This window comes from Amycolatopsis orientalis, from assembly GCF_000943515.2.
Lineage (GTDB): Bacteria > Actinomycetota > Actinomycetes > Mycobacteriales > Pseudonocardiaceae > Amycolatopsis > Amycolatopsis orientalis.
This window is the reverse complement of record NZ_CP016174.1, coordinates 107,379-130,267: the sequence shown is the minus strand read 5'-3', so window position 1 is coordinate 130,267 and position 22,889 is coordinate 107,379. Positions and strand designations below refer to the sequence as shown.

At 69.4% G+C, this 22,889-nt stretch carries 19 protein-coding genes; 9 read left to right on the top strand and 10 right to left on the bottom strand.

Annotation, left to right across the window (positions count from 1 at the left end):
• Positions 1-10 precede the first annotated feature (10 nt).
• From SD37_RS00565 to trmB, 5 genes are all read left to right on the top strand, one after another.
• Positions 11-760, top strand: coding sequence for an ABC transporter permease (locus SD37_RS00565; RefSeq protein WP_044849442.1), 750 nt, complete (start codon positions 11-13; stop codon positions 758-760).
• 179 nt (positions 761-939) lie between these two features.
• The gene (locus SD37_RS00560; protein WP_065912732.1) at positions 940-1,860 is read left to right on the top strand and encodes an ABC transporter ATP-binding protein; all 921 of its coding nucleotides are present in this window, start codon (positions 940-942) and stop codon (positions 1,858-1,860) included.
• Positions 1,857-2,609 carry an ABC transporter permease gene (locus SD37_RS00555; protein WP_044849444.1) on the top strand — a complete coding sequence of 251 codons (753 nt, stop codon included), beginning with the start codon at positions 1,857-1,859 and terminating at the stop codon, positions 2,607-2,609. The genes SD37_RS00560 and SD37_RS00555 overlap by 4 nt, the downstream gene beginning before the upstream one ends.
• Before the next feature lie 169 nt (positions 2,610-2,778).
• Positions 2,779-3,321: a hypothetical protein gene (locus tag SD37_RS00550; protein ID WP_044849445.1), complete on the top strand. Its 543-nt coding sequence runs from the start codon at positions 2,779-2,781 to the stop codon at positions 3,319-3,321.
• Positions 3,322-3,364: 43 nt separating this feature from the next.
• Positions 3,365-4,048, top strand: coding sequence for a tRNA (guanosine(46)-N7)-methyltransferase TrmB (gene trmB / locus SD37_RS00545; protein WP_037307446.1), 684 nt, complete (start codon positions 3,365-3,367; stop codon positions 4,046-4,048).
• 213 nt (positions 4,049-4,261) lie between these two features.
• Here trmB and SD37_RS00540 read toward each other — a convergent pair whose 3' ends face one another.
• Positions 4,262-6,514 (bottom strand): FtsX-like permease family protein, encoded by a 2,253-nt coding sequence (locus SD37_RS00540; RefSeq protein ID WP_044849446.1) that lies wholly within the window; start codon positions 6,512-6,514, stop codon positions 4,262-4,264.
• Positions 6,514-7,209, bottom strand: a complete 696-nt coding sequence (locus SD37_RS00535) for an ABC transporter ATP-binding protein (RefSeq protein ID WP_037307451.1) — start codon at positions 7,207-7,209, stop codon at positions 6,514-6,516. The genes SD37_RS00540 and SD37_RS00535 overlap by 1 nt, the downstream gene beginning before the upstream one ends.
• A gap of 181 nt (positions 7,210-7,390) precedes the next feature.
• On the opposite strand from SD37_RS00535, the gene SD37_RS00530 reads away from it, so the two are divergent.
• From SD37_RS00530 to SD37_RS00520, 3 genes are read left to right on the top strand one after another with little or no spacing between them, the layout of a single operon-like run.
• Complete coding sequence (locus tag SD37_RS00530) at positions 7,391-9,166, top strand: sensor histidine kinase (RefSeq protein ID WP_044849447.1); 1,776 nt, start codon at positions 7,391-7,393, stop codon at positions 9,164-9,166.
• Positions 9,163-9,813, top strand: a complete 651-nt coding sequence (locus SD37_RS00525; protein WP_044849448.1) for a response regulator — start codon at positions 9,163-9,165, stop codon at positions 9,811-9,813. The genes SD37_RS00530 and SD37_RS00525 overlap by 4 nt, the downstream gene beginning before the upstream one ends.
• 14 nt (positions 9,814-9,827) lie before the next feature.
• On the top strand, positions 9,828-11,135 hold the full coding sequence (locus tag SD37_RS00520) for an amidohydrolase family protein (RefSeq protein WP_044849449.1): 1,308 nt from the start codon (positions 9,828-9,830) through the stop codon (positions 11,133-11,135).
• Here the strand turns inward: SD37_RS00520 and SD37_RS00515 are convergent.
• From SD37_RS00515 to SD37_RS00480, 8 genes are all read right to left on the bottom strand, one after another.
• The gene (locus tag SD37_RS00515) at positions 11,132-11,818 is read right to left on the bottom strand and encodes an SDR family oxidoreductase (RefSeq protein ID WP_044849450.1); all 687 of its coding nucleotides are present in this window, start codon (positions 11,816-11,818) and stop codon (positions 11,132-11,134) included. The genes SD37_RS00520 and SD37_RS00515 overlap by 4 nt on opposite strands.
• A gap of 14 nt (positions 11,819-11,832) precedes the next feature.
• Positions 11,833-13,557 carry an arabinofuranosyltransferase AftB family protein gene (locus SD37_RS00510; RefSeq protein ID WP_044849451.1) on the bottom strand — a complete coding sequence of 575 codons (1,725 nt, stop codon included), beginning with the start codon at positions 13,555-13,557 and terminating at the stop codon, positions 11,833-11,835.
• A 53-nt stretch (positions 13,558-13,610) separates the two neighbouring features.
• Positions 13,611-14,228, bottom strand: coding sequence for a class I SAM-dependent DNA methyltransferase (locus SD37_RS00505; protein WP_044849452.1), 618 nt, complete (start codon positions 14,226-14,228; stop codon positions 13,611-13,613).
• A gap of 39 nt (positions 14,229-14,267) precedes the next feature.
• Positions 14,268-15,902: a DUF7850 domain-containing protein gene (locus SD37_RS00500; protein ID WP_044849453.1), complete on the bottom strand. Its 1,635-nt coding sequence runs from the start codon at positions 15,900-15,902 to the stop codon at positions 14,268-14,270.
• A 133-nt stretch (positions 15,903-16,035) separates the two neighbouring features.
• A complete protein-coding gene (locus SD37_RS00495; RefSeq protein WP_065912731.1) occupies positions 16,036-18,138 on the bottom strand; it encodes a PhoX family protein in 2,103 nt (700 codons plus the stop codon).
• A 180-nt stretch (positions 18,139-18,318) separates the two neighbouring features.
• Positions 18,319-20,373 carry a PhoX family protein gene (locus SD37_RS00490; protein ID WP_044849455.1) on the bottom strand — a complete coding sequence of 685 codons (2,055 nt, stop codon included), beginning with the start codon at positions 20,371-20,373 and terminating at the stop codon, positions 18,319-18,321.
• A gap of 99 nt (positions 20,374-20,472) precedes the next feature.
• Positions 20,473-21,690 carry an MFS transporter gene (locus SD37_RS00485; RefSeq protein WP_044849456.1) on the bottom strand — a complete coding sequence of 406 codons (1,218 nt, stop codon included), beginning with the start codon at positions 21,688-21,690 and terminating at the stop codon, positions 20,473-20,475.
• On the bottom strand, positions 21,680-22,138 hold the full coding sequence (locus tag SD37_RS00480; protein ID WP_044849457.1) for a MarR family winged helix-turn-helix transcriptional regulator: 459 nt from the start codon (positions 22,136-22,138) through the stop codon (positions 21,680-21,682). The genes SD37_RS00485 and SD37_RS00480 overlap by 11 nt, the downstream gene beginning before the upstream one ends.
• Before the next feature lie 81 nt (positions 22,139-22,219).
• Between SD37_RS00480 and SD37_RS00475 the strand changes: the two genes are divergently transcribed.
• Entirely contained in the window at positions 22,220-22,864 is a 645-nt protein-coding gene (locus tag SD37_RS00475; RefSeq protein WP_044849458.1) for an HAD family hydrolase, read from the top strand.
• The last annotated feature ends 25 nt before the right edge of the window (positions 22,865-22,889 follow it).

Genomic DNA, 22,889 nt, shown 5'->3' with positions numbered 1-22,889 from the left:
AAGAAAAGCCATGACTCTGCTCGCCGTGGAACGCATCAAGCTGTTCACCACACGTTCACCGTGGTGGTGTGCGCTGATCACCCTCGCGGTCGTGATCGGTTTCGCCGCCATCATCGCCGGCAACGCCCCCGCCGGTGAACTCACCGACGTCAGCCTGACCCAGTTCGGCTACAAGTCCGGAATGGCCGTGATCATGGTGCTCGCCGCGCTTTCGGTGACCACCGAATACCGTTTCGGCACCATCCGCACCACCTTCCAGGCGGTGCCCAACCGCACCTCGGCACTGCTGGCCAAGACCGGTGTCGTCGCCATCCTGTCTCTCGTGATCGGCGAGATCGCCGCGTTCGGCGCCTGGGGCCTGGCCGCCGTCATGCGGTCGGAAGACCTCGCGCTGAACACCACCGGCGAGTGGATCAGCGTCGCCGGTGTCGGCGTCGTGTTCGCGCTCGCCTCGGTGATCGCGGTCGCCGTCGGCATCCTGATCCGGCACAGCGCCGGCGCGATCTCCCTGCTGCTGATCTACAACCTGGCGGTGGAGAACCTGGTCCAGCTCATCCCGAAGCTCGGCCAGGACATCCACAAGTGGATGCCGTTCAACGTCGCCGACAAGTTCGTCCGCGGCTCGGGCACCGGGCAGATGGACGGCCCGCCGCTGTCGGACTCGGTGCTGAGCCAGGGTGGGGCGCTGGCCTACTTCGCCGGTTTCGCGCTGGTGCTGCTGATCATCTCGCTGGTCGTCGCGAACAAGCGCGACGCGTAAGGACTTTCCACAGGGGAGAAAGCCGGTCGCGCAGCTCGGGGGAGTGACGCGACCGGACGGGGAGAAAAAGGGGAACAAGGACCGGGCCGCCACATCGGGGGGCAGCCCGGTCCTTTCCTCATGACCGGCCCCGGGACCCGGCTTTGAGTACTGTCGGAAATCCACCGGAGGGAGGGCCGATGATCGAGGCCACGAGGCTGACGAAACGCTATGGCGACAAGATCGCCGTCGACGACCTTTCCTTCACGGCCGAAGCGGGTCGCGTGACCGGATTCCTCGGCCCCAACGGGGCGGGGAAATCGACCACGATGCGGATGGTGCTCGGACTCGACAATCCCACGGCCGGTTCGGTGCGCATCGACGGCAAGGCCTACCGCGAACTCCATGATCCACTTCGGACGGTCGGCGCGATGCTCGACGCGTCGTGGCGGCTTCCCGGCCGTACGGCCCGCGAGCATCTGCGCTGGATCGCCGCGACCAACGGCCTGCCCGACAACCGGGTCGACGAGGTACTCCGGCTGGTCGGCCTGGAATCGGTCGCGCGCAAACGGGCCGGGCAGTTCTCCCTCGGCATGTTGCAGCGGCTCGGGATCGCGACGGCGCTGCTGGGCGACCCGCGGGGGTTGCTGTTCGACGAGCCGGTCAACGGCCTCGACCCCGAGGGCATCGTGTGGATCCGGCGGATGATGCACGCGCTCGCCGCCGAGGGGCGCACCGTGTTCGTGTCCAGCCACCTGCTGCCGGAGATGGCGCAGACCGCGCAGGACCTCGTCGTGATCGGCCGGGGCAAGCTGATCTACCAGGGCACGATGGAAGACTTCATCGGCCGCGCGAAGGGCCTCGGCGTGCGCGTCCGCAGCCCGCATCTGCCCGAGCTGCGGACGGCGCTGACCGCGAAGGGCGCCGCGTTCCGCGAGGAGGACGGCGCGCTCATCGTGTCCGAAATGGACAGCGACGACATCGGCGAGCTCGCCTTCGCCGCGGGCGCGACCCTCCACGAGCTGAGCCCGCTCACCGGGTCTCTCGAACAGGCGTACATGCAACTCACTGCCGAAGCCGTCGAATACGGCACCGGCCAGGCCCCGGGGGTGGTCCGATGACCGCGGCGAACCTGCTCCGCGCGGAGCGGATCAAGCTGCAGAGCACGCGCGCGCCCCTTTGGTGCGCCGCCATCGCGGTCGTCCTCGCCCTCGCCTACACCGCCTTGTTCTTCGGCTTCGTGCCGCTCGAAGAAGAGACGACCGTCACCACGACGCAGACCGCGAGCGCCCTCGGCCGCACCGTGGTGCTGGTGCTCGCCATCCTGACGGCGTCGAGCGAGTTCAACTGGGGCACGATGAAGCTGAGCTTCCAGGCGGTGCCGTCCCGCGTGCCGATCCTGCTGGCGAAGGGCGTCGTCGTCGGGGTGTTCTCGGGACTGATCGGATTGCTCGTCGGCTTCGGCTCGTGGGGGCTGGCGTACCTGATCAAACCGGCCGCCGACCTGGGGCTGGCCTCGGGCGCCGACTGGCGCGCGGTGGCGGGCCAGGGCGCGACGTTCCTGCTGACCGGTCTCCTCGGCGTCGGTCTCGGACTGCTGTTCCGCAGTACCGGTTTCGCGCTCGGCTTCGCGTTGGTCTGGACGCAGTTGATCGAGGGTCTCATCGTGCTGATTCCGCGCGTGGGCGACGACATCTACCCCTGGATGCCGTTCTTCGCGGCGAATCAATTTTCGGGGCCGGATCTGACGGTTTCCATGCTGAAACTCCACCTGCCCCTGGGGCCATGGGGTTATTTGGCTTATTTCGCGGGCATCTGTGTGGTTGTCTATACAGCTGGGCTGATGATCACCCATCGAAGGGACGCGTGAGCTTTTACCGCCTCCAAAGGAGTTAAGTCCACGTTAAGAGGCTGTGGCTTCTCTCACAGGAAGCGGACATACTGTTCGTCACCGGGCGATGCTCGGGATGAGCCTATTTTTCGGCTCTCGGCCCCGGAGGTGATCCTTGACGGTGGATTCCGGTCAGGGAGTAGAACGCATGATCCCGAAAGCCCGCACGGAAAGCACGCAGCCGCGGCTCGAGCCCATGCTCGACCTCGAATGGTCACAGGCGATCGAACTGCCCCGCACGGTGGCGTCCGCGACCCGGCCATCCGATATTCGCCGCGCCTGGGTGCACCGCGCACCCGAAGATGTCGTTGTCGCGTTGTACCGCGCGTCCAGTGGAATGCACGGCGAAATCCCCGCACCGTGGTGGCTTCGCGCCGTCGTGGACGGAAGACTCGAATCGCGGGAACTCGGTTTCCGCATCGAAGATCGCATCGCCGGCCTGCTCGGCAGGCGTCCCGGTTGGGAATTCGTCCCGTGGGCCGCGGACGGCGAATCCGGGTACTGGGAGTTCATGCCTTCCGAACGCGGAGCGTCCGGGCATTCGATCCCGACCACGGTGCTGAACACCAGCCGCCACGACGGCTGGATCGACGTTCTCCCCGCCCACTCCAGTACGACGCCACCGCCGATCGCGGTCGCCGGATTCGCGGGCCTGCGCTCGCGGCTGGGGGAGTTCGAAGCGTCCCGGTAACCCCACGTTTAATGGGTGGGTGGAAAACGAGGACCAGCCACGGATGCGCAGCGTGGTCAGTTATGTCAAACGCGGCGGCCGGATGACCGTCGGGCAGCAGCGAGCGTGGGACGAGCTGTGGCCGTCGCTCGGCCGCACGGTCGGCGAGCTGCCCGAAGGACCGGTGGACTTCGACGACTGGTTCGGCAGGCAGGCCCCGGTCATGGTGGAGATCGGTTCGGGCATGGGCGAGACCACGTCCCAGCTCGCCGCCGCGGCGCCGGAACTCAACTACGTCGCGGTCGAGGTGTACGACCCGGGCCTCGGCCAGCTGATGTTGCGCGCCGAGAAGCTCGGGGTGAAGAACCTGCGGCTGATGCACGGTGACGCGGTCATCCTGCTGACCGAGCACGTCGAGCCGGGCACGCTGGCCGGGGTGCGGCTGTTCTTCCCGGACCCGTGGCCGAAGAAGCGGCACCACAAGCGGCGGATCGTGCAGCCGGGGTTCGTCTCGCTGGTGGCCTCGCGGCTCGCGCCGGGCGGGACCTTCCACATGGCGACCGACTGGGAGAACTACGCGGAGCAGATGATGGAGGTCTGCTCGGCCGAACCGCTCCTGCGCAACCGCCACGCCGACGAGCCCGGCGGCTGGGCCCCGCGCCCGGACTGGCGCCCGATCACCAAGTTCGAGAACCGCGCCGACGTCGAAGGCCGGATCTCGCACGACCTGATCTTCGAACGGGTCTGAAGCGCCTGAAAGGGCCGGTCAGGACGTCCCCCGTCCTGACCGGCCCTTTCTGTACACCCCGCGCCCGCGGGACGCCCCCTGCGCGTCCCGGTGCCCGTTCGTCCCTCCCCCGACAGAGGGACGACCGGGTCACCCGGCTCGTGGGTGGAACCACCGACTCCACCCACGAGACCTGCCCGCCCGGGCGCCATGACGCCATTCGGGCGAACTTTTCTATTCGTCGGCGAGCGGCTCCGACTGCACCCGCTTGAGCGCCGGGGTCGAGACGGATGCCCCGAGCAACGCCACCCCGATCCCCAGCACCACGGGCGCCAGCAGCCACGGGCTCAGCACGACAGGGTCCTTTTCGACCATGCTGTAGAGCCCCATACCGACGCCTATCCCGACCACACCCGCGCCGATGGTGGCCACCATCGCGGGCAGGGCCGCCTCCATCCGCAGCGCCCTCGCCAGCACCCGGACCGGTGTCCCGGCCGCGATGAGCGCCCCGAAGGTGCGGCGGCGGTCCATCACCGAACCGGCGGTCGCCACGGCCGCGCTGCAGCCGGCGAGCACGCCTGCCGCGATCAGGCCGATCACGGTGACCCGGCGCAGGTCGCCGAGTTCCTGTTGCTGGCCGATCAGGTGCAGGCCGCGGCTGCCGACCTCCTGGCCGGGTGCCGCGCCGACCAGCGCGGTCCGCACGACCTCTCCGTTCGACGGCGTCGTCGGCACGACCACGTCGACGTTCTCCGGCTTGACACCCGCGGGTACCAGGGCCGGATCGATGACGATCGTGCTGTAGGTGTCCTTTTCGGACTGGGGGAAGGTGTGCGCGGGGATGTTCGCGGCGAACGGCACCCCGGCCTGGTTCCACTTCCCCGTCACCCGGAACTGCGCCGGGTCGATCTTGTAGCTGCTGTAGATCGCGGGTCCCGGCTGACACGAACCACCGATGTTCACCCGAAGCAGCTTCACCGCGTCTTCGCAGGTCATCACGAAGGCCCGGTTCAGCGACTGGCTGCCGTCGGACCGCATCTCACCGCTCGCCAGGTAGACCTGGCCGACCGCGACGGCCTTTTCGGTGATCCCGTTGCGGGCGAGGGTGGCGTTGGTCTTGTCGACCACCTGCTGTGCCTGGGCTACGTCGGCATCGGCGTAGAGGACCTCGTCCTTGAAGGTCCGGCCGCCGCCCGCCATCGATTCGAACGAGGGCAGCAGCGTGAGCGCCATGGAGCCGGTGAAGACGGCGAGGACGACACCCGCGGTGGCGCGGTAGGCGCTCTTCGGGTCGTCACGGAGCCTGCGCCCGGCCAGCAGCGACGCCGGTTTGCGCCAGACCCGGACGAAGGTGCCGCCGACCGCCGAGGTGACCCACGGGCCGATGATCGCGGCCGAGGCGACCAGCAGGAAGAGCCCGAACATCACCATCCCCAGGTTGCCGTTCTCCTGGCTGACCGCGAAGAGGAAGAACGCGCCGGACACGGGGACCGCGAGCAGGCGCCACCAGTGCAACGGCTTGCGAGCGTGCGCCGAAGCCGCGAACAGCGGCGTCTTCAGCACCCGGCGGATGCCGAGGACCCCGGCGAACACGACCAGCAGCGGGATCGCCACGGCGACCGCGATGGTCGAGCCGAGCGAAAGGCTGAAGTCCGACGCGAGCCAGGTCCCGCCGCCCCACGGGACGAAGGTCGAGAGGCCCTGTAGCGCCGGTGCCACGAGGATGCCGAGCAGCGCGCCGACGATCGCGGACAACGCCGTCTCACCGGCGACGATCTTCGTCACCTGACCAGGCGTCGCGCCCGCCAGTCGCAGCGCCGCCATCCGCACCTCGCGCCGGGCCGCGGTGAGCCGGGCCGAGGACGCGACGAGCACCAGGCTCGGCACGAGCAGGACGATCACACCGACCCAGGCGAGCAGTTCGAGCAGCGGATCGGGCTTGGCCTGCTTGTCGGGGAAGCCGTCCGCCGCCTGCGCCGACTGCGGCATCGATTCCGGGGTGTGGCCGACGATGGCGACCAGCTGCTCCGGATACATCAGGGAGTCCGGGCCCAGCGAATCGACGAGTTTGCCGAACCGGTCCCCGAGCTGGGCGGACGGCGTCGACTGGATCAGCTTCCCGAGCGCGGGCGAAACGACCGCCTCGCCGGGGCCGGGCAGCTTCGGGATGCCCGGAGGCAGGCTGAGCATCGGCGAGGTGCCGGTCTGGGCGATGTCGACCCGGGTGATCTCACGGTCACCCGAGTAGTCCTTGTTCGCCGCCATCAGCAGCGGCGCCGGGCGCTGGGCCTCGCCGGAACTGGAGTAGTAGCTGTGGATGTCCTGCCAGATCGCCCGCTGCGAACGGGCCTGCGTGGCACCGGGGAGGGAGGCCAGCAGGAGCACCAGACTGGTCGCGACGGCGACCCCGACCGCGGTGAGGATGGCCGACGTGCGGGTCCGGCGGTCGACCCGGAGCACCCGCATGGCCAGCTGGAAACTGTTCATTACGCAGCCAACCTCGTCGCGATCAGCCCGTCGCGGATGGAGACCGTACGCGGCATGGCCTCGGCGAGTTCGCGGTCGTGGGTCACCACGATCACCGCGGCCCCGCTGTCGGCGGCCGCCGAGAGCAGCGCGTCCATGGTGGCGCGGCCGGTGCGGGTGTCGAGGGCGCCGGTCGGCTCGTCGGCGAAGATCACCTTCGGCCGGTGCGTCAGCGCCCGTGCGATCGCGACGCGCTGCGCCTCACCACCGGACAGCTCGCCGGGGCGGCGCTTCTCCTTACCCGCGAGACCGAGCTTCGCCAGCCATTCACGGCCGGCCTCGATGGATTCCTTGCGGCCCTTGCCACTCAGCAGGGACGGCAACGCGACGTTCTCCTCGGCGCTCAGCTCGGCGACGAGCATGCCGGACTGGAACACGAAACCGAACTCGGTGCGCCGCAGTTCGCTGCGCTTGCGCTCGTTGAGCTGGTCGACCCGCTGTCCGGCGAGGAAGATCTGCCCGGAGTCGGCGCGGAGGATCCCGGCGAGCACGTGCAGCAGGGAGGTCTTTCCCGAGCCGGAGGGGCCCACGATGGCGACCGCGTCCCCCGCCTGGATGTCGATGTCGATCCCGGCCAGCGCGTACTGCGTGCCGTACCGCTTGACGAGCCCCCGCCCGGAAAGTACCGGCTGCCCTGTCCACTGTGGATCTTCCACCGTGATTCTCCCTAGTCAGTCACTTGGTGTTCTGCTTCGGGGAAGAGCTTCGCTTCGAAGGGCTCGTGTCCACTTCGGGCAGACGGCCAGTGCTGATCATCGCCGCATCGGCCGATCGGCCGACCCACGTCGGACCGGTCGGCCAAGGTGCGGACGGCGGCGGATCCTCTACCGTCACGGTGTGACAGCAGGTCCATCCCAGAACAAGTTCTACGCACGCGCGAGCACCCTCGTGCGCCGGATCGGCATGCCCGCGGCCGTACTGCTGGCCGCACTCGCGTTCGACCTGCTCTTCATCACCGACGCCGCGTTCGACAACACGGGCCCCCGCGGCATCGACCTTCTGCTGTTCCCCGGCATCTTCGCGATGGTGTTCTGCGCGCTCTGGGCGCAGAAACGGGCGGCCGTCGCCGCTGTCGCCGCGTCGGTGGTGCTGGTGGCCTACACGCTGGTCGTCCGGTACTTCGACATCCCGACCTACTCGAGCGTGCTCGCCCACCTGTCCATCACCGAGGTGGTGGCCGGGGTGGAGGTGCTGTTCTACGCGGCGCGCCGGACGCGGCCGGGGGTCGCGTTCGCCGTGATCACCGGGCTGGTGATGGCGACCCTGACCGCGGTTTCTGGCCGCTACTACTACGGCAGCACCTCGAACGGCACCCTGGCACAGGCGATGCTTTTCGGCGGGATCCTGCTCGGCGGGACGCTGGTCTTCGCACTTCCCGGACGCGATCGCACGGCGAACCCGAAGAGCTACGAGAAGCTGCAGAAGATCAACAAGCTGGTGCTGGGCCAATGGCCGCTGATCGGCATGCTGTCCGTCGCGCTGATCGTGGAATTCGGCTTCACCTACGCCAGCGGGGCGCACGGCTTCCCCATCCTGGTCTGCTCGATCGTCGCGGCGGTCATCGCGGTCGCCGCGCCGCGAAGGCCCGCCGACGCGATGATCGGGCTCACCGCCGTCATGTTGCTGTCCGCGCTGGTGACGCCGTTCCTCCGGCTCGGCTACGAATACGCGACGCCGGGCGGCGTGCCGGGAACGCAGGTCGTCGCGGGAATGGGCGCGATCGTCACGCTGGTCCGCGCGATCGGGCTCGGCAAGTCCCTCTCACGGCTCGCGGGGATGACCGGGGTGGTGACGCTCGCCTGCGTTCTCAACACCAGGCGGCCGAGTCCCCGGCTGATGACCGATCCCGACGACATCGCCGGATTCGCGATCGCCGGACTGCTGCTGCTCGGCATCTCGGTGGCGATCGGCCTGGCGCTGCGTTCGCGGGATTCGGAGCGCACGCAGGTCATCCAGTCGGCGATCAGCGACGCGCAGACGTCGGAACGGATGGCGCTCGCGCGGGAACTGCACGACGTCGTCGCCCATCACGTGACCGGGATCGTCGTGCAGGCGCAGGCGGCGAAGATGATGGGGGAGACGAATCCGCAGGTCGCGGTCGAGGCGATGGGCCGGATCGAGGACGCCGGGGTGGAGGCGCTCGCGGCGATGCGGCGGCTCGTGCGGAGCATGCGCGGCGACGCCCCGGCCGGGAGCAGCGAGTTCAGCGAACAGGCCACCACCGATCTCGCCGCCGACCTGCGGACCCTGATCGAACGGTCGAACCACGGCGTGGAGACGTCGATGAAGCTCGACCTGCCGTCGAACGTGCCGCACGAGGTGGGGCGGTCGGCGTTGCGGCTGGTCCAGGAGTCGCTGACCAATATCGGCAAGCACGCGTCCGGCGCGAAGGAGGCGCTGGTCATCGCCGAGGTGTCCGACGGGCAACTGCACCTCCAGGTGACCGACGACGGACGCGAACCCCAGGGCCGTCCGGCGGGCGGGTCGGGCGGATACGGTCTGATCGGCATGCGCGAACGCGTCGCCCTGCTGCACGGCCGGCTCTCCGCCGGACGTGTGCCGGGCGGCGGCTGGCGCGTCGAAGCGTGGCTACCACTTGAAGGAGAAGAGTGATCCGGGTACTGATCGCCGACGACCAGGACATGGTGCGGATCGGCTTCCGGATGATCCTGGACGCACAGGACGACATCGAGGTGGTCGCCGACGTCGCGGACGGCGTCTCGGCGGTCGCGAAGGCGCGCGAACTGCGGCCGGACGTCTGCCTGCTGGACATCCGCATGCCCGGGATCGACGGACTCGAGGTCACCAAGCAGCTGGCCGGGCCGGACGTCACCGACCCGCTGAAGGTCGTGGTGGTCACGACGTTCGATCTGGACGAGTACGTGCACACCGCGCTGCGGAACGGCGCGAGCGGGTTCCTGCTGAAGGACGCCGGCCCCGCGCTGCTGATCGAGGCCGTGCGCGCGGCCGCCCGCGGGGACGCGCTGGTCTCGCCGCAGATCACCGTCCGGCTGCTGAAGCACTTCGACGGCGGGATGGTGAAACGCGACGTCAGCCCGCCTTCGGAGCCGCTGACCGCACGGGAGCTGGACGTGGTCAAGGCCGCCGCCAAGGGGCTGACGAACACCGAGATCGGCGCCGAGCTGTTCCTGTCGCTGTCCACGGTCAAAACGCATCTGGCCTCGGTGCAGGGCAAGATCGGTGCGCGGAACCGGGTGGAGATCGCGGCCTGGGCGTGGCGGAGCGGCGTCGTCGACTGACCTAAGCTCTTTCCATGCAACGCCGTTTCCACGCTCCTGTCGTTCTTCCCGCCGACCCCGCTTGCTCGTTGCTGCGTGACGCCGTGGTCGACGTGGACGAGACGGGACGTATCGCCCATGTCGGTCCCGCATCCGGGGCTCCCGAAACCTCCGCTCCCGTGACCCGGTTGAGCGGCATCCTCCTGCCCGGCCTGATCAACGCGCACGCGCACAGCCCGATGACGCTGCTGCGCGGGATGGGCGGCGACCTGCCGCTGCTGCGCTGGCTGACCGAGATCATCTGGCCGACCGAGGCGAAGCTGAAGCCCGCCGACATCCGCACCGGCATGGTGCTGGGCTCGGTCGAGATGCTGCGGCACGGCGTCACGACCAGCGCGGAGATGTACTTCGAAGGCGAACAGCTCGCCGACGCGGTGCTCACCACCGGTGGTCGCGTGCTCCTGGGCCCGCCGATCATGGAACTGCCGGGGATGGACTGGCGCGCGATGCTCCAGGGCATCGAACGCTGGATCGACACCGACGGTCTCCGGTTCGGCCCCGGCGAGCGGATCGAGATCGGCTATGGGCCGCACTCGGCGTACATGCTGAACGCCGAAGCACTGCGCGCGACCGCGGAATCGGCGGCCGAGCGGGGCGCGCTGGTGCAGATCCACGTGGCCGAGGCGGCACTCGAAGACGTCAAGCAGCGCGAAGAGCACGGCTCGGTGCCCGCGCTGCTGGAGAAGGTCGGGATGCTGCGGGGCCGCACGCTGGCCGCGCACGCCATCCACCTTTCCGACGAGGACATCGCGCTCTTCGCCGCGCGCGGGGTCGGGATGGCGCACTGCCCGGGCTCGAACGCGAAGCTCGCTTCGGGCATCGCGCGGGTCACGGAGCTGCGGAAGGCGGGCGTCGCCGTCGGCCTGGGCACGGACGGCCCGGCGTCGAACGACGACATCGACCTGTGGGAGGAGCTGCAGCTCTCGGCGATGTTCGCGAGGCTCGCGACCGGCGACTCGACCGTGCTGACCGCGGCCGACGCGTTCCTGCTCGGCACCCGCGGCGGCGCGGACGCGCTCGGCCGGACCGACATCGGCGCGCTGGAGACCGGCCGCTGGGCGGATCTGGTGCACGTCGACCTCGACGACCCGGCCTTCGCCGCCGGACTGGACGTCCCGGACGAGCAGCTGCTCTCGAATCTGGTGTGGGCGGCGGGTTCGCGCCGGGTGCGTGACGTGTGGGTGGCTGGCGAGCAGGTCGTCGGCGACGGCGAATCCCTGCGGGTGGACCGCGCGAAGGTGCAGGCCGAAGTCGCCGAAACCTCCGCCCGCCTGCGTTCCTAGACCAGTCCTCGTGGCCGCAGGGTCACTTCCGTCGGATGGGCGTCACCGGTGGCGGTGACGGCGGCGACCACGGCGGCCGCGACGGATTCGGGACGCAGGAAGCGTTCCGGCTCGTACGCGCGTCCTTCGTCGGCGATGATCGCCTGCTGCATCTCGGTGTCCGTGCGGCCGGGGTAGATCGACGTCACCCGCAGGGCGGACTCCTCTTCGCGCAACGCGTCGGCGAAGGCGCGGACGGCGAACTTGCTCGCCGCGTACGGGCCCCAGCCCGGACGCGCGTTCTGCCCGGCACCCGAGTTGATCACGACGACGTGCCCCTTCGCGGCGCGCAACGCGGGCAGCAGCTGCCTGGTCAGCGTGACCACCCCGAGCACGTTGACCTCGAAGTTGGCCCGCCAGTCGGCGTCGGTGGCGGCTTCGATCTTGCCGAGCCGCGCGACACCGGCCGAGTGCACCAGCACGTCCAGCTCGCCGAACTCGGCGGTCGCCGCTTCCAGCGTCTCGGTGTCGGTGAGGTCGATCGGCCACGGCCGCGCGTCGGGCAGCGTACCGGCGAGTTCGCCGAGCGCGCCCGCGTCGCGGCCACCGAGCAGCAGGCGGTGGGTGGGGGCGAGGGCGCGCGCGACCGCGGCGCCGATCCCACGGGTGGCGCCGGTGACGAGAGCGAGGGGAAGATCAGCCATGGGCGTCACGCTAGTCACCCGCAGTCGACCGGCGGTGACGCGACCCGGGGGAACCGCACGGAGCCACGGGTGAACGACCCGACGAGGTTGTCCGCGAACCGTCCCGCCGTCAGCGGATCCCGTACGGACGCGTCGATCTCCACGATCTTCGGGCAGTCCAGCACCTGTCGCGCGGCGGCGACGTCGCCGGCGCGGGCCGGGCCGCCCTCGATGATCGGGAGCCGCGCCGAATTCGCCAGTTCCCAGACCGGGGACAGCCATTTCTGGTGCCCGGGCCTGCCGTCGGGGAGTGACGTCGAATGCGCGGCGAACGGGTTGGCGAGGCCGTAACCGTCACGCAGCCGCACGTCGAGCGGGATCAGCAGGCCGAGCGCGCCCATGCTGTCCGCGGCGACGGTCACGTACGGCCTGTTCGTCGGGTACGCGTACCAGCGCCTGGTCGCGTAGTCCTGGATCAGCACCGCGGGCCCCGCGACGCCGCGGACGGCCTCCAGCGCCGGCGGCATCGCCGGATGAGCGGCGTAATCCACGGCCAGGAGCGGATGTTCGTGCCCGGTCGCTCGCGACCAGTACGACCGCTCGTCGGTGACGCCGACGGCCCGCGGCGCGGCGGTGTGCGCCGGGCGGAGCGACGTCGCGGCCACGAACGCCCAGCAGCCGACGCCGACCAGGAACGCCACGGTCACCCTCGTCACCGGCACCGCCAGCACGGGTAGTAGCAGGCAGAACAGTGCCGGGAGCAGCATGCGCCCGTGCATGAAATCGCCACCGACCCTGACCACGTACAGGGAGAGCACCATCGCGCCGACGAGCGGGACCGCCGTCAGTACCACGAACGTTCTGTCCATAGTGGACGACACGGTGAGGACAGCGGCGGCGAGCAGCAGAACCGGAAGCAGGAGCCAATACGGCTGGACGAGATCGACGAGGTACGCCCAGCCGCGAGCCCAGTTCGCCTCCGACGCCTCCTTGACCAGTGCGGTGTTCGGAGTCAGCAGGCCGTAGTAGCCCATCCGGAACACTTGATACGCCAACGGGAGCGCGGCCGCCGCGGCCAGCAGGCCCAGCGCACGACGGAGTCCCGGCCGCAGGAGGAAGAGCAAGGCCGCCAAAGCGACACCGCTGAAGAGCGCGAGATCCGGACGCACCAGCGGCCCCAGTCCGGCGACGACGGCGACCGGCCAGGTCCACAGACCGTCCACTGTGGACGTACGACGCACGAGCGCCCACCAGGTGCCGCCCAGCCACAGGGTGATCAGGCCGGTTTCCAGCCCGGACGTCGCGAAGTCGCGGAACGGCGGCAACGCGCACACCACCAAGGCACCGGCGGGTGCGAGGCCGGGAAACGCCAGCGGCTGATAGAGCCGCCGGGCACCGTCCAGGCCGAAGAACAGCCCGGCGACCGAGAAGACCAGTCCGGTGACCACGGAGATCCACTCCAGCGGCACTCCCGGCAGCAGGCCGAGCACGCTCAGTATCGCCGTCCACAAAGGACTGGTATTGGTCTCGACCCGCTCGCCGATGTTGAACACCGGCCCGTTGCCCGCGAGGATCTGGCGGACCGTCCGCAGCACGATGAGCCCGTCGTCACTCATCCAGCGGCGGCGCCACGCGAGATCGGCGTAGACCACCAGAACCAGACCGAACCCGAACCACGTCCAGGTCGACGGCCGGAGGGACCAGGCACGCGAAGGCCACGCGGGGGTGCTCTCGCCCGCGGTCGTACTCGTCTGCGTCATGGCCCCGCCCGACTCGGTTGCGTGCGCAGGGAATCAGGTCCGCCGCCCGCGCGTCAAACCGCGCGGGCGTGCAGACAGGCTTGCGGCCGCTTCTTCCCGGCCATGGTCAGCCGCGCGGTGACCTCGAATCCCGCCTGGCCGAGCAGCTCGGCGACCCACTCCGGCCGCAGGAGGTAGGCGTCGTAGCTGACGGGGTGGCCGTATGCCCTTTCGGGGCTCAGGCGCTCGTCACCGGCGTGGAAGCCGATCAGCAGCCGCCCGCCGATCACGAGCGTCCGGCGGAACCCGGCGAACACCGCCGGAAGCGTCTCCGGCGGCAGGTGGAAGATCGACCACCAGGCGACGAGGCCGCCCAGCGAGCCGTCGGGGACGTCGAGCGCGGTCATCGAACCGACGTCGAACCGCAGGTCCGGGTACTGACGACGAGCGAGTTCGATCATTTTCGGCGACAAGTCGACACCGGAGACGTCGAGTCCGAGCGAAGCCAGGTGGGCGGTGACATGCCCCGGCCCACAGCCGACGTCGGCGACCGGTCCACGCACCTTTTCGGCGAACGCGGCCAGCATCGCGCGGCCGAGCGGGTCCTGGTCGAAGAGCGGCCGGACGGTGACGGCGTAGTCCTCGGCGACGGTGTCGTAGGACTCGCGGGTGGCGTCGAGATGTGAGGTCACGGTGGGCGACGCTAGCGGCACCCACCGACAGTTCGAGGCTTACGGCTCGATCAGCCCGGCGTCCCTGGTCAGATCCTCCTGCGCGCCGAGCCTGGTCACCGGGGTGCAGCCTGTCACTGGGTCCGCCGCCGAATCGGTGCCGTCGTACCGCGCGGCACCGGACCTGGTCAGCCGCCGGGAGCCGGGGTCGAAGCAGACCTGGTACGAACCCGTGCGCACGCCCTCGAAGGCGTACCGCCCGTCCGGTCCGGTCACGGCCGAAGCGACGGCCTTGCCGTCCGCGTCCTTCAGCGTCACCTTCAGGTCCGGGACGCCGATCTCGTCACGAGACTGAAGACCGTCCTGATCCTTGTCCAGCCAGACGAAGTCGCCCATCCTGCTCACGGGCGCGACCAGCCCCGCGGCGAGCGTCGGATCCTGGCGTTTCCGCGGGCCGACCGCGGTGGTCGCGGTGCAGCCGTTCGCCGGGTCGGCGTCGGAATCCTTCGCGTCGTCGCCCGCGTCCTTCGTGGTGAAGGTATAGCCCGCGAACTCGGGCGGAAGCGCGCCGATGTCGAAGCAGACCTGGTAGATGCCATCCTTCAGCTTGGCGAACCGGTACTTGCCGGCGGCGTCCGTGGTGAGGGTGCCCAGCGCCGTGCCCGAAGCGTCCTTCAACGTCACCTTCACCCCGGCGACGCCCGGCTCACCGGCGTCCTGCAGGCCGTTCCGGTCGACGTCGTTCCAGACGAACTCGCCGATCTCGTCGATCGCGGGCGGCGGGGTGACCTTGAGCGTGGTCGTCGCGGTCTTCTGCGGCAGCGTGCCGCCCGGGTACTTCGCGCCGGAGACGGTCACCGTGCCGACGCGGCCGTTGTCGGCCTCGGTGACGTTCGCGTGGTCGCAGGTGATCGTCGTGGACTTGCCGCCGTCGAGACTCGCGATCGGGGCGGGTTTCACGTCGCAGTACGGGTCGTCGACCTTGATGTCGGTCAGGGTGTCGGTGCCGTCGTTGGTCAGCGTGAACCGGAAGTTCGCCGTGGTGCCCGCCTCGACGGTGGCGGTGGCTCCCCACGCGCCGCTCGCCGGATCCCGCACCTCCGCCTTCACCGAGTACGACGCCACCCGCAGGACGACGCAGTCCCACATGACCCAGTTGCGGTCGGTGGCGGCGAAGAACTTCACCGAGGTCGCCGTCGGCGGGGCCGTCGACGGCGGAAAGTCCTGGCGGGCGAGTTTCCCGTCGGCCTCGACGGCGTGCTCGACCTTGCGCTTGTTCTCCAGGACGACCTTGTTCGCCGCGGTGAAGAACCGCAGTCCCGTTTCCTGGACGGCGTCCCCGCGGCGGAGGTTGCCGTCGTTCGTACCGGTCCAGTCGGTGAGCGTGTAGACGCCGCCGGGCACGAACTTCATCGCCGCGTAGGCGGTGCTGACCATCTTGTCCGGCGTCGCGATCAGCGCGTACTTCCCGCCGTCCTGCTGGTAGCCGCCGGTGGTGGACAGCTTGGGCCGTTCGCTGCGCGGCGTGCCGGCGGGCACCGGGGCGGCGGGGTTGAAGGTGTACCCGGCGGGCGGGCTGCCTTCCTCCACACTCGGGTTCGGCGCGACACCGCCGGTGCAGCCCGGCGGGACGGCCGGAGCCTGCGCCCGCGCGGGAAAAGCGCCCGTACCCAGCAGGAGCGCTCCGGCCGTCATCAACACCAGTGCCCTTTTCACAGGGCTGAAGCTAGCGAGCGCGGCGCCGTTCCGTAATCGCTGAACGGTGTCGACCGGCGCCCCGATCAGGCAGAAGGTGTCTTGCCGAGAGTGATCGGGGCGCCGGTCGCCGCTACTTGACGCCGATGCGGCCGACCTGGCCCCAGCGGCCCTTCTTCCAGACCGAAACGATCGACGGCCGCGGCTGCGACGTGCCGCCGTCCGGCCAGTGCGACGTCGGGTTCGCGGAGGAGGGCGCGTCCTCACCGGGGTGCTGCACGGCGACGAGCACCAGGTGATCGGTCACCACCGGGCCACAGGTCTCCGCGCCGACCGGCACCGAGAGGAACTGCTTGACGTGCCCGCGCTCCGGACCGTCGACCGGCACGGAGAACAGGCCGTCGTTGGCGCCGAGCGCGTTGCCGTCGGTGGAGATCCACAGGTTCCCGTACCGGTCGAACGCCACGTTGTCCGGGCAGGAGATCGGGCTGACCTGGTCCTTCGGGAAGCCGCCGAAGTAGGTGTCCGCGGTCTTCGGGTCACCGCAGACGAGCAGCAGGCGCCAGGAGAACTTCGTCGACGCGGCGTCACCGCCGTCCTCGTCCCACTCCAGGATGTGCCCGTTGCGGTTGTTCGGCCGCGGGTTCGCCTCGTCGACGTCCGCCTTGCCGGCGGGACCACGCTGGCTGTTGTTGGTCAGCGCCGCGTAGATCCGGCCGTTGACCGGGTTGGGCTGGATGTCCTCGGGACGGTCCATTTTGGTCGGCTGGACCTTGTCGGCCGCGAGCCGGGTGAAGACGTAGACCTCTTCGGCGGTGAATCCGTCCACAAAGGACTTGTTGCCCGAAACCAGCGGGATCCACTCGCCGACGCCGTCGAATTCGCCGTCCGCGGGCAGTTTGCCGGTGCCGTCGATCTCGGCGGCCGGGCTGTCTCCGGTGAAGCGACCGACGTACAGCGTGCCCTCGTCGAGCAGCGCCGAGTTGTGGCGGCGCGCGTGCGCGCTGTCGCCCGGCTTGTACTTGCCCTTCGAGACGAACTTGTAGATGTATTCGAACCGCTCGTCGTCACCGGAGTAGACCGCGACACGGCCGTCCTTGGTGATCTTGATGTTCGCCGCTTCGTGCTTGAACCGGCCGAGCGCGGTGTGCTTGACCGGCGTCGAGTTCGGGTCGTTGGGGTCGATCTCGACGACCCAGCCGAAGCGGTTGGCCTCGTTGGGCTCCTGCGCGAGGTCCCAGCGCTTGTCGTACCGCTCCCACTTGCGGGTGCTGGCGCCACCGGAGAAGCTGTACCGCTTCAACCGCGCGGCGACGACCGGGTCGGTGACGCTCGCCGCGTTGGCGAAGTACTGGTTGACGTTCTCCTCACCGGAAAGCACGGTGCCCCAAGGGGTCACGCCGCCGGCGCAGTTGTTCTGGGTGCCGAGGACGGTGCGGCCCGCCGGGTCCGCCGAGGTCTTGAGGTACTTCGAACCGGCGGCCGGGCCGCGCACCTCGAAGGGGGTGTTCAGCGTGATGCGGCGGTTGTACCGGCTCGGCGTGACGTGCAGCGCGCCGCCGATCGGGTCACGGAAGGCCTGGACCACCGAGAGACCGTGGGCCGCCCAAGCGATCTTGACCTGCTCCTCGGTCGGGTTCGCCGGGTCGTACTGGTCGGCCGGGAACATGTGGGTCTCGGTGGTGTACTCGTGGTTCACCACCAGCAGGTTGCGGATGCCCAGCGGGTCCTGCGGGATCAGGCCGACGAAGTCGCAGTTGTAGCCGAACTGCTTGGCCTGCGCGGCCGCCGTCTGCTTGAAGAAGTCGAACTTCGGCGCACCCGGTTCGACGGCGTCGCCCCAGCGGATGACCACACGCTGCTCGTACCCCTCGGGGATGGTGACGGCGTCGAGCTTGTTCGGCGGGACCGCCTCGAAGTCGGTGCCGGGCACCGGACGGCCGGGGCGGCCCGGCCTGCCGTGACCCGCGGCCGCGACGTCGGCGGGGTCGGCGGCGGCGGCGGTACCGGACAGCGCGGCGAAGCCACCCGCGGCGGCGGCCATCACGGCACCGGCCTTCAGCGCGCCACGACGGGACAGCATGTCCTTGACGACGTCGCCGAAGTATTCGTTGCCCGAGGTGTTGGGCTCGGGGTGGGCGCACGCGTTGCCGCAGCGGTACTCGCAGGTGACCGCGGAGCGGCCACCCGGGTGGGAGGTGATCAACGGCAGGAGCCGCCGAGGCTCGAAGGACACAAGGCCTCCATGGTTCGCGGTGGGTTCACGTAATCCGGTCAGGGGAACGCCGTGACGGTAAGCGACCAAAACGATCCAGTCCCGACCAGCAGATGAACAGCGTGCGAACGGGCGATGGCGCGCTGCCGGGACCGGCCGCGCGCCATCGACGAAAAGTACAGCTAGAACGTTGCTTACCGACTAAGAACCGATGTCACACAGCCCGTGACGACCGGGTTTCCACACGGCCACCACCGAGGGCCGCGGCTGGGTTTCGCCACCGTCCGGCCAATGCGAGGCCGGTTTGTCGGCGCTGGCGCCGTCCACTTCACCCGGATGCTGAACACAGACCGTGACGATCTTCTGCTCGACGATCGGACCGCAGGTCTCCGCGCCTCGGGGCACGGTGAGGAACAACTTGAGTTCCCCGCGGTTGCGGCCCTCCAGCGGCACCGAGTACAGCCCGTCGTTGATGCCCAGCGCACCGGCCGAGTCGGTGGAGATCCACAGGTTGCCGTGCCGGTCGAAGGCCACGTTGTCCGGGCTGGAGATCGGCGAGACCTGGTCCTTGGGGAACCCGGCGAAATAGGTGTCCGGCGAAGACGGATCACCGCACACCAGGAACAGCCGCCAGCTGAACCGCAACGCGAGCGCGTCCCCGCGGTGCTCCTCGAACTCCAGCACCTGCCCGTGCTTGTTGTTCAGCCGCGGGTTGGGCTCGGTGGCGCCCTCCTTGCCGGGGTTGCCGCGTTCGACGTTGTTGCTCAGCGCGCAGTAGATCCGGCCGGTGCGCGGATGGGCCTGGATGTCCTCCGGGCGGTCCATCTTGGTGGCGCCCACCCGGTCGGCGGCCTCGCGGGTGAACACGTACACCTCTTCGGCGGTCATTCCGTCCACAAAGGACTTCTTGCCGGAGGCCAGCGGGATCCATTCGCCGCTGCCGTCGAACTCGCCGTCGCTCGGCAGTTTGCCGGTACCGTCGATCTCCGCGGCCGGGCTGTCGCCGGTGAACCGGCCGACGTAGAGCGTGCCGTCGTCGAGCAGGGTCATGTTGTGCCGCCGGGCGTGCGCGCTGTCGCCCCGCTTCATGCGGCCCTTCGAGATGAACTTGTAGATGTACTCGAAGCGCTCGTCGTCACCGGAGTAGGCGACGATGCGACCGTCGTCGGCCACGCGGATGTTCGCCGTCTCGTGCTTGAACCGGCCCAGGTGCGTGTGCTTGACCGGCGTGCTGTCCGGATCGTTCGGGTCCAGCTCGATCACCCAGCCGAAGCGGTGGGCCTCGTTCGGCTCCCTGGCGATGTCCCAGCGCGCGTCGAACCGCTCCCATTTCCGGGTGGTCGCGGTGCCCTTGATGCCGTAGCGCGCGTACCGCTTGCGCTTGACGGGATCGGTCACCGTTTCCGCGTTCCCGAAGTACTGGTTGATGTTCTCCTCGCCGGACAGGATCGTGCCCCACGGCGTGACGCCGCCGGCGCAGTTGTTCATCGTGCCGAGGACCACCGTGCCGGTGGGGTCGGCGGCGGTCTTGAGCAGGTCGCTGCCCGCGGCCGGACCGGCGACCTTGAACGGGGTGTGCAGCGTGACGCGCCGGTTGTAGCGCGACATCTTCGGCCGCAGATGGCCGGTGTCGCGTCCGCGCGTCACCTGCACGACCGTCAGCCCGTGCGCCGCCCAGGCGATCTTGACCTGCTCCTCGGTCGGGTTGTTCCGGTCGTAGCCGCGGAACATGAACTCTTCGGAGGTGTACTCGTGGTTCGTGACCAGAAGCGCGGAAAGACCGGAATGGTCCAGCGGGAGCAGCGCGGCGAAGTCGCAGTTGTAGCCGAACTGCTTCGCCTGCGCCTCGGCGGTCTGGTGGTCGAAATCGAACTCCGGCGCGCCCGGAAGCACCGCGTCACCCCAGCGGATCACGATGCCCTGCTGGTAGCCCTCGGGCACGACGACGGCGTCGAGCGTGTTGGGCTGGACCCGCTGGTAGTCGGTGCCGGGTGGCGGCTTGCGCCGTCCCGCCGGTTCCGCCTCCGGCGCGGCGGACGCGGGCCCCGCGAGCGCGAGCGGCGTACCGGCGGCCAGCGCGACGACCGCAGTCGCCTTCAGCGCGCCACGGCGGCTCACCTCACCGAGCACCTCGGCGAAGGTGGGGTTGTCCGAGGTGTTCGGCGCGTCGTGGAAGCACGCGTCGCCACAGCGGTAAGTACAGGTCACTGACGCCCGGCTTGGTGAATGGCCGGCCAGCAACGGAAGGAACTTCACGCGGACCTCCGCATCTTGCAGTTCGGGAGGCCGACGCTAAGGCACCGGACCAAGGAGAGGAAACCCCTCGTTGGTCCGGTGTTCACCTTTTGTTCCGATTTACATCTCTTCGCCGACGAGGACCGCTTCGGCCGGGATGGTGTGCGGGTCCGCGGACTTCTCGCGGATCGTCAGCAGCGCACCGGCGAGTACGCACAGGACCGCGGCGATCACGAACGGCGCCTGCTTGGCCCCGAACCACTCGGCGAGGTGACCGACGATGGTCGCGGCGACCGCGCCGCCGAGCCAGCGGCAGAAGTTGTAGCCCGCGCTCGCGACCGGACGCGGCGCGCCGCTGATGGACATCGCCGTCCCGGTGAAGAGCGTGTTGAGCAGGCCGGAGACCAGCCCCGACAGGATGATGCCGACCACCAGGACCGGCTTGCTCGGGATCGCCATGATCAGCAGCAGTACTGCGTAGCCGAAGACGGCGACCACGGTCGCGTGCCGCTCACCGAGCTTCGCGGCGAGTTTCGGCGCGAGCACCACACCCGCGACGGCGACCGAAAGGCCCCAGCCGCAGAAGATGAGGCCGACCGCGACGGCGCTCCACTCCAGCACGAACGGCGACCAGGCCAGCACCACGAAGAACGCGGCGGTGTACAGCGCGGAACCGATCGACGTGCGCAGCAGCCCGGCGTGCTTCAGCGCGCGGAACGGGTCGAGCAGGCGGATCTTCGGCCGCTTCTCCTTGGCGTCGCCGGTCAGGAAGATCGAGCACAGCACGAGTCCGCACAGCATCAGGAGAGAGGTGCCGAGGAACGGGCCGCGCCAGGAGATGCTGCCCAGCAGGGCACCCAGCAGCGGGCCGACCGCGAGGCCGACGCCGAGGGCGGCTTCGTACAGCAGGATCGCGCCCGCCTGGCCGCCGGTCGCGGCGCCGACGATCACCGAAAGCGCCGTCGCGATGAAGAAGGCGTTGCCGAGTCCCCAGATCGCGCGCAACCCGATGAGCTGCTCGATCGACCCGGACGCGGCACAGAGCGCGGTGGCGACGACGACCAGCGTCAGCCCGGCGACCACGGTCCGCTTGGCCCCGAACCGGGCACTCATCGCGCCGGTCACCAGCATGGCGACCGCCTGGACGCCGAGGTAGCTGGAGAACAGCAGCGTCACCTCGGACGGCGTCGCGTGCAGGCCTTCGGCGATCGACAGCAGGATCGGGTCGACCAGCCCGATCCCCATGAACGCGATGACCGCGGCGAACGCGGTGATCCATACCTGTTTGGGCTGTCCCTTGACGGCGTCCAACAGGCTCGAGTGGTGCTCAGCGCTCATCGCGGATCAGTTCCTCCTTCTTGTCTTCGTGCAGCAACCTGGTGAGGGCGGGGAGCGCGGCTTCGATGGCGGCGCGATCGGCGTCGTCGAGTCCGAGGAGCCGTTCACGGAGGAATTCCTCCCTGGCGACGATCAGCCGCCGATGGAAGCGCTGCCCCACCTCGGTGACCTCGACGAGCACCGCCCGGCCGTCGGCGGGATCGGGACGGCGGCTGACCAGCCCCAGCCGTTCGAGGCGGCGGACGACGTCGGTCATCGTCGGCATCCGGACCCGTTCGAGCTCGGCGAGCGTGCTCATCCGGCGCGGACCGCCGTTCAGCAGCTCCGACAGCACCGAGCCCTGGGTGAGGGTGAGCTGGACCTGCGGGGTCTCCCGGCGGACGAGGTAGTACAGCCGGAAGACCAGCGGGCGGAGCCGATGCGCGAGGCCGGCGACGGTCGTGGTCACTTAGCCATGCTAACTAAAAATACTGAGCATGGCTAAGTAATCTGCCGCACAAGATCTCCCCGGACGTTCTAGGGTTGTGGTGTGGAAGCGGTGATCTTCGATCTCGACGGTGTCCTGGTGGATTCGGAAAAGATGTGGGACGAGGTCCGACGGGCGGTCGCGTACGAGTTCCACGGCACCTGGCGCGACGAATCGACCAGGGCCATGCAGGGGATGAGCACCCCGGAATGGGCCGCCTACCTGGCGCACGACCTGGGCGTCCAGCTCCGTCCGGCGGACGTCGCGCAGGTGGTGATCGAGCGCATGGCGCGCCGGTACGCGGAGAAGCCACCGATCATCCCCGGCGGGCCGGACGTCGTACGCGAGGTCGCGAAGCACTGGCCGGTGGCGATCGCGAGTTCGTCGCCGCCGCTGCTGATCAAGGCGTTCCTGGACATCACGCGGCTACCGGTGCCGACGGCGGTGTCGTCGGAGCAGGTCGGCGCGGGGAAACCGGCGCCCGATGTGTACCTGAAGGCGGCCGAGCTGCTGGGCGCGGAGCCGAAGAACTGCGCGGCCGTGGAGGACACGACGAACGGGCTTCGCGCCGCGCTGGCGGCGGGGATGACGGTGTTCGCGGTGCCGAACCCGCATTTCCCGCCGGATCCCGCGGTGCTGGCGGAGACGACAGTGGTCGAGAAGATCACCGATCTGCCGGCGGCCTTGGCGTCGTTACCCGATGCCTGACCGGCATGATGGCGAACCCACACTA

Coding starts and splice junctions, on each gene's coding strand:
- SD37_RS00565 (WP_044849442.1), top strand. CDS start 11: ATGACTCTGCTCGCCGTGGAACGCATCAAGCTGTTCACCACACGTTCA.
- SD37_RS00560 (WP_065912732.1), top strand. CDS start 940: ATGATCGAGGCCACGAGGCTGACGAAACGCTATGGCGACAAGATCGCC.
- SD37_RS00555 (WP_044849444.1), top strand. CDS start 1,857: ATGACCGCGGCGAACCTGCTCCGCGCGGAGCGGATCAAGCTGCAGAGC.
- SD37_RS00550 (WP_044849445.1), top strand. CDS start 2,779: ATGATCCCGAAAGCCCGCACGGAAAGCACGCAGCCGCGGCTCGAGCCC.
- trmB (WP_037307446.1), top strand. CDS start 3,365: ATGCGCAGCGTGGTCAGTTATGTCAAACGCGGCGGCCGGATGACCGTC.
- SD37_RS00540 (WP_044849446.1), bottom strand. CDS start 6,514: ATGAACAGTTTCCAGCTGGCCATGCGGGTGCTCCGGGTCGACCGCCGG.
- SD37_RS00520 (WP_044849449.1), top strand. CDS start 9,828: ATGCAACGCCGTTTCCACGCTCCTGTCGTTCTTCCCGCCGACCCCGCT.
- SD37_RS00515 (WP_044849450.1), bottom strand. CDS start 11,818: ATGGCTGATCTTCCCCTCGCTCTCGTCACCGGCGCCACCCGTGGGATC.
- SD37_RS00510 (WP_044849451.1), bottom strand. CDS start 13,557: ATGACGCAGACGAGTACGACCGCGGGCGAGAGCACCCCCGCGTGGCCT.
- SD37_RS00500 (WP_044849453.1), bottom strand. CDS start 15,902: ATGACGGCCGGAGCGCTCCTGCTGGGTACGGGCGCTTTTCCCGCGCGG.
- SD37_RS00485 (WP_044849456.1), bottom strand. CDS start 21,690: ATGAGCGCTGAGCACCACTCGAGCCTGTTGGACGCCGTCAAGGGACAG.